General features: G+C 67.6%; 8 protein-coding genes. 3 read left to right on the forward strand and 5 right to left on the reverse strand.

Features of this window, described 5'->3' with window-relative positions; all coding sequences use genetic code 11:
- Positions 1 to 268: hypothetical protein (locus DBR10_RS10715; protein WP_108556332.1), on the reverse strand; the 268-nt coding region annotated here is incomplete at its 3' end.
- Positions 269 to 415: 147 nt separating this feature from the next.
- Entirely contained in the window at positions 416 to 1,285 is an 870-nt protein-coding gene (gene motA / locus DBR10_RS10720) for a flagellar motor stator protein MotA (protein ID WP_108504670.1), read from the reverse strand.
- A 121-nt stretch (positions 1,286 to 1,406) separates the two neighbouring features.
- Here motA and DBR10_RS10725 point away from each other — a divergent pair, with 121 nt between their 5' ends.
- Positions 1,407 to 2,717, forward strand: coding sequence for an MFS transporter (locus DBR10_RS10725; protein ID WP_108504671.1), 1,311 nt, complete (start codon positions 1,407 to 1,409; stop codon positions 2,715 to 2,717).
- Between the two features lie 8 nt (positions 2,718 to 2,725).
- On the opposite strand, the gene fixK is transcribed toward DBR10_RS10725, so the two are convergent.
- A complete protein-coding gene (gene fixK, locus DBR10_RS10730; RefSeq protein WP_108504672.1) occupies positions 2,726 to 3,367 on the reverse strand; it encodes a transcriptional regulator FixK in 642 nt (213 codons plus the stop codon).
- Positions 3,368 to 3,525: 158 nt separating this feature from the next.
- Between fixK and DBR10_RS10735 the strand changes: the two genes are divergently transcribed.
- The gene (locus DBR10_RS10735) at positions 3,526 to 3,912 is read left to right on the forward strand and encodes a nucleoside transporter (RefSeq protein WP_108504673.1); all 387 of its coding nucleotides are present in this window, start codon (positions 3,526 to 3,528) and stop codon (positions 3,910 to 3,912) included.
- A 197-nt stretch (positions 3,913 to 4,109) separates the two neighbouring features.
- A complete protein-coding gene (locus DBR10_RS10740; protein WP_108504674.1) occupies positions 4,110 to 4,403 on the forward strand; it encodes a GIY-YIG nuclease family protein in 294 nt (97 codons plus the stop codon).
- Positions 4,404 to 4,562: 159 nt separating this feature from the next.
- Here DBR10_RS10740 and fixJ read toward each other — a convergent pair whose 3' ends face one another.
- Positions 4,563 to 5,168 (reverse strand): response regulator FixJ, encoded by a 606-nt coding sequence (fixJ, locus tag DBR10_RS10745; protein WP_108504675.1) that lies wholly within the window; start codon positions 5,166 to 5,168, stop codon positions 4,563 to 4,565.
- Positions 5,165 to 5,963 (reverse strand): sensor histidine kinase (locus DBR10_RS19960; protein WP_233243371.1); only part of this gene is annotated, 799 nt, incomplete at its 5' end. The genes DBR10_RS19960 and fixJ, both read right to left, overlap by 4 nt.

Consider the following 5,963-nt stretch of genomic DNA (forward strand, 5'->3'; position numbering starts at 1 on the left):
CTTCGGCAGCGGTGGCACCGGTTGCGGCGACCGTGTCGCCTTCGTCGGCGGGCGCGGCGGCGGCATCGGCGGCGGCCTTGTTGGCGTCGGCGGCGGCCTGTTCCTGGGCTGAGGCGGCGTCGGTCACGGTGCTGGCCCCGGCGGCCGCGGCTTCGGCGGCGGCGGTCGAGGCTTCGGCACCTTCTTCCTTCTTGCCGCAGGCGACCAGCGACAGGGCGGACACGGCGATGCCGGCGATCAGAAGCTTGCGGAGAACGGTCGTGCTCATGGGCAATCCCTTGATGGTATGGCGACCCGTCATCCGCGCTCGGCTGGGATGAAGGCCGGAGCCGTCAGGGAATACCGCTTTGAACGGCCGCGCAAGCGGGTGATCACGCGGCCGTGATTACTTCGGCGACAGGTTTGCGTCGTCCGGTCAGGCTTCGTTGGGGATCTGGGTCAGGGTCTCTTCCAGCTCGGCGAAGCTGGGCTGCGAGGCGCTGGGCACGTTGCCGCGCCCTATCTCGACGCTGATCTGGGCGGCATTGCCGTGCAGGTGGGCGACCAGAACGGCCTGGATGATCTTGTAGAAGGCGTGGTCCTCGTCGAGCACCGCACCGAGGCGCGTGGCCATCGGGCCGACCAGGCCGTAGGCCATGAACACGCCCATGAAGGTCCCGACCAGGGCGCCGCCGATCATGCCGCCGAGGACGGCCGGCGGTTCGGTGATCGAGCCCATGGTCTTGATGACGCCCAGAACGGCGGCGACGATGCCCAGGGCCGGCAGACCGTCTGACAGGTTGGTCAGGGCGTGGGCGGCGGCATGGGCCTCGTGATGGTGCTTCTCGAGCTGCTTTTCCATCGCGTCCTCGACCTGGTGCGGATCTTCCAGGTTCATGGTCATCATCCGCAGGGTGTCGCAGATGAAGTCGACGGCGAAGTGGTCGTGCGAGATCTTCGGATAGCGCGAAAAGATCGTGCTCTCGTGCGGCTTTTCGATGTGGGCTTCCAGGGCGATGACGCCCTTGGACTTCATGGTCTTGGTCAGCAGGAACAGCAGCGACAGCAGGTCGCGATAGTCCGAGGCCTTCCACTTCGGGCCGGCGAAGATCTTGCCGAAGCCGCCGAGGGTGGCCTTGATCACCGTCATCGAGTTGGAAATCAGGAAGGCGGCGACACCGGCGCCGCCGATGGCCATCAGTTCGTGCGGGGCGGCGTGCAGGATCACGTCCATCTTGCCGCCCGATATCAGGTAGCTGCCGAACACCAGGCCGAAGAGCAGAACAATGCCGATGATCTGGAACATGACGTGAGGCCAACCTCTGGATTTCTGCGGGCATCATGGCCGTTAATGCTTAAGCCAAGGTTCCCGAACACAGGCATGGGGTGTGTTGCGTCGGCTCTTCGAGCGGCCTAACAGGTGTTTGATGTCGACCGCCGCGCCAGAAGCCCGGAGCCACCGGGGCCCGTTTGCGATCCTGTTCGGAGTGTCCGTGGTCTCGGCCATGGGCAACAGCGGCATGTGGTCGGTGCTGCCCGCCATCGGGCGACAGATCGGCATTCCCGATGTGCTGGTGGCCGCGATCTTTTCGCTCTCGGCGGTGCTGTGGGCGATCAGCTCGCCGTTCTGGGCCCGCCAGTCGGACCTGCGCGGACGCAAGCCGATGATCCTGCTGGGCCTGGCCGGCTTCTGCGTCTCGATGACCCTGTGCGCCGTGGTGGTCAGTGCGGGTCTGCACCATCTGGCTGCGCCGATGGTGATTTTCGGCCTGTTCCTGACGGCCCGGGCGCTGTTTGGCCTGTTCGGCTCGGCCTCCAATCCGGCGACCCAGGCCTATATGGCCGAGCGGACCAGCCGTGAGGAACGCACCCAGAGCATGGCGACCCTGGCCGGGGCCTTCGGCCTCGGCACCGTGGTCGGGCCGCTGCTGGCCCCGCTGTTCGTCCTGCCGGTGGTCGGCCTGGCCGGGCCGATGTTCGCCTTTGCGATCCTGGCCGGGGTGATGCTGATCGTGGTCCAGCGCGGCCTGCCCGAGACCTTCAAGCCCGGCCAGGCCGAGGCGCCGCCGCGCCGGGGCCTTGGCCTGCCGTTCCGGGGAGACGGCGCGGCCCTGTGGAAGGATCCGCGTCTCAAGCCGTTCCTGATCTACGGTTTTCTGGTCGCCTCCTGCCAGACGGCCCAGTCCCAGACCCTGGGCTTTCTGATCATCGACAAGCTGAAGCTGCCGCCGATGCAGGCCCAGGGCTACATCACCCTGGCCATGGCGGCCGGGGCCGTGGCCGGCCTGCTGGCGCAGTGGGGCCTGATCCGGATGTTTGCCATGCGGCCGCGCGACCTGATGCGCTGGGGCGTGGCGGCGGCGGCCCTGGGCAATGTCATTGTCGCCTTTGCGCCGGACTATGCGGCGGTGGCCATCGGCTTTGCGATCGCCAATCTGGGCTATGGCTTTGCGCGGCCGGGCTTCACGGCGGGCGCGTCCCTCTCGGTCGGGGCCAAGGACCAGGCCGGCGCGGCCGGCGCGATCGCCGCCATCAACGGCCTCAATGTCGTGTTCGGCCCGTTGTTCGTGATGCTGTACCGCACGGTCGGCTGGGGGCCTTTTGTGCTGAACGCCGTCGTTCTGCTGGGCCTGCTGGTCTATGCCCTGCGGCAGGCGGCCCTGAAGCGGATCAGCGAGGCTGACCCGCAGGACGAGGCGACCCTGGCCAGCCTCGAACGCAGCGACGAGGGCTCCTGAGCCTCTGATCAGCCGTGCAGGCGGCGCAGGGCGGCGGGGTCGCGCAGGACGATGTGGCGGGTGGTCGGGATGGCGATGATGCCGTCGGCCTGAAGCTGGGTCAGGGTACGCGACACCGTCTCGATGGTCAGGCCCAGATAGTCGGCCATGTCCTGGCGCGACATCGGCACGTCCAGTTCCCGGCTGGCCCCGGTCCGCTCGGCCAGGTCGACCAGCAGGCCGGCGACCCGCTCGCAGGCGGACTTGCGGCCCAGCATCAGCACATGGTCCTGGCTGCGCTGCAGACCCTCAACGGTCAGGCGGAAGATGGCCCGGGCCACATCGCCGCGCTGGCCGGCCAGTTCGCTGAGTGTGCCCCGACGGACCATCCGCACGCTGGTGTCGGTCATGGCCTCGGCGGTGACCCGGTGCAGGTCGCCGGCCTCGATGCCGAAATAGTCGCCGGCGAAGTGGAACTCGTCGATCTGGCGGCGACCGTCGCGCAGGATCCGCGAGGTGCGGACCGCGCCGGAAATCACCTGGTAGACGTACTCGGCCGCCTCGCCCTCGCCGAAGATTTCCTCGTCGCGAGAGTGGCGCAGGCAGGGGCCCGTGAAGCCGAACGGCGCGGTGGTGGATGGCGCATCTTGCAGTTTCAGCGGCGACAGCATGGTGAACTCCCCTGTGTGACGCTGTTTGTGAACGCCGCAGGGGCGGCCGTATATTCGGGTGCGACGCCTAAGGGACGTTACGTAAGCGGGTTTGCGGAGGGCGCGCCGTTTGCGCTGGATCAAGGCCCGGGGCGCAAAGGTCTGGTTGGCTGGCCCCCATGTGCGGTCATTCCGGCCCCCCTGACGGCGACAACGCCCGACGTCCCCTGATCGTGGTGCTCGACCCGGACGAGGCCCTGCGCGAGGCCCTGCGCTTTTCGCTGGAGACTGAGGGCTACCGGGTCAGCGCGCTGTCAGAGGTCGCGGCCTTGCTGGCCTGCCCCGACTGCCGGGCGGCCGCCTGTTTCGTGATCGACGAGGCCTGCCAGGACCCGAAGCTGACCGCCCTGTCGGCGGCGCGGCGCACGCCGCTGGTCATCCTGTCCAGCCATCTCGACCGCCTGGCCCGCACCGCGCGCCATCCGCGCGTCTCGCTGGTCGAGAAGCCGCTGATCACCGACGCCCTCAGCCGCCAGATCGCCGCGGAGCTGGCGGCGGAGGGGTAGGTAGGAAGCTGAGGTTAGGGGGCTCGGCCTTATGGGCCCAGGGCCGATGACGCAGATCCTAAGGGCAACAGAGCCTTGTCATCCCGGCCGCAGCGCAGCGAAGAGCCGGGACCCAGGGGCGGCTGCGTTGCGCCGGGTCTTGACACTCGACTACGCCTTAGAGATGAGTTTTGAAAAAATCTCTCATTGGTTGCATCATGGCCCGGGAGTACTTCGTCTATATCCTCGCAAGCCAGCGCAATGGAACGCTGTACGTTGGTGTGACCAGTGACCTATCGCGCCGGGTCTGGGAGCATCGTGAAGGCTCGTCGAGCGGGTTCACGCGGAAATACGGTGTAACGCGGCTGGTTTGCTATGAGTCCTTTCAGGATATCGGCGATGCAATAAGGCGCGAGAAGGTCCTGAAGCGTTGGCGGCGGGTATGGAAACTCGAACTGATCGAGGCTGAGAATCCCCAGTGGCTCGACCTGTATGAGACCCTGAACTGCTGACTCGCCATCGGTCAGATGACTTTGCGCTGAGGGGCAGGGCAAAAGAGGTTGCCTTGGGCAGGCTGATTGCAGGTTGCCCCTGGGTCCCGGCGCTCCGCTTCGCTGCGGCCGGGATGACAAGAGTTTTCTCGCGGGCGGAGGGGTAGGGACCCGCGCCCCCTAACCCCGTACGGCCAGGGTCATGCGCACCAGGGCCGCGAGGTTGTCGGCGTGCATCTTGGTCATCAGCTTGGCGCGGTAGATCTCGACGGTGCGCGGACTGATGCCGAGGTCGCGGGCGATGACCTTGTTGGGGTGGCCGGCGACGACGCCGTCCAGCACCTGCCGTTCGCGTTCGGACAGGGTCTCCAGCCGCTGGAGGATCGCCGCCTGGTCGCCGGAGACGGCCGGGGCGCTGCTCAGCACGCTGAGAGCTCGCTTCAGGGCATCGAGAATGCGGCTTTCCGAGAACGGCTTTTCGATGAAATCGACCACACCGGAGCGCATGGCCTCGACGGCCATCGGGATGTCGCCATGGCCGGTGATCATGATGACGGGCAGGTGGCAGTCGAGGGCCGCCAGTCGGGCGACCAGGTCCTGGCCGCTCATCTCCGGCATCCGCACGTCGGTGATGATGCAGCCCGGCCGCGCCTGCGACAGGCCGGCGAGGAAGGCGGGCGCACTGGCGAATGTCTCGACCTGCAGGTCGGCCGACTCCAGCAGGAAGGCCAGCGACTCGCGGGCGCTCTCGTCGTCGTCGACCACGTAAACCACGGCGTCGGTCATGGGGTGTCGTCCTCAAGGTCGGCGGGGGGCAGGGTGAAGCGGAAGATGGTGCCGCCGCGCGGATTGGCCTCGGCCCAGATCTTGCCGCCGTGGGCCTCGATGATCGAGCGCGAGATCGACAGGCCCACCCCCATGCCCTGCGGCTTGGTGGTCATGAACGGCTGGAAGAGCTTCTCGCGCACGTCGTCGGCGATGCCGCTGCCGGTGTCGGCGACGCTCAGCCGGGTCCAGCCGTCCTCGGTCAGGTCGCTGGAGATCACCAGTTCGCGACGCGGCCCGTCCTGCATGGCGTCAATGCCGTTGCGGATCAGGTTGAGCAGGACCTGCTGGATCTGGACGCGGTCGGCGAAGACGGAATCGGCGGCCGGTGACAGCGACAGCCGCACGTCGACCTGGCGTTCCTTCTCGCCGATCAGGGCCAGGGCGCTGGCTTCCTCGACCACTTTGGACAGGCTTTCGGGCTCACGCTGGCTGGCTCCGCGCCGGACGAAGTCGCGCATGCGATGAATGACGTCGCCGGCCCGCAGGGCCTGGGCGGCGGCGCGGTCGATCGCGTCGCGCACCTTGGCCTGGTCGGCCTCGCGGCCCCGGTCGATCAGCCGGCGCGAGCCGGTCAGCAGGTTGGCGATGGCTGACAGGGGCTGGTTCAGCTCGTGCGCCAGGGTCGAGGCCATCTCGCCCATGGCGGTGAGGCGCGAGACATGGACCAGCTCGTTCTGCAGTTCCTGCAGGCGGGTCTCGGTCTGCTGCCGGTCGGTCAGGTCGCGGATGAAGCCGGTATAGAAGGGCATCGGC

The sequence above is a fragment of the Caulobacter sp. HMWF025 genome (genome assembly GCF_003060965.1).
GTDB lineage: Bacteria > Pseudomonadota > Alphaproteobacteria > Caulobacterales > Caulobacteraceae > Caulobacter.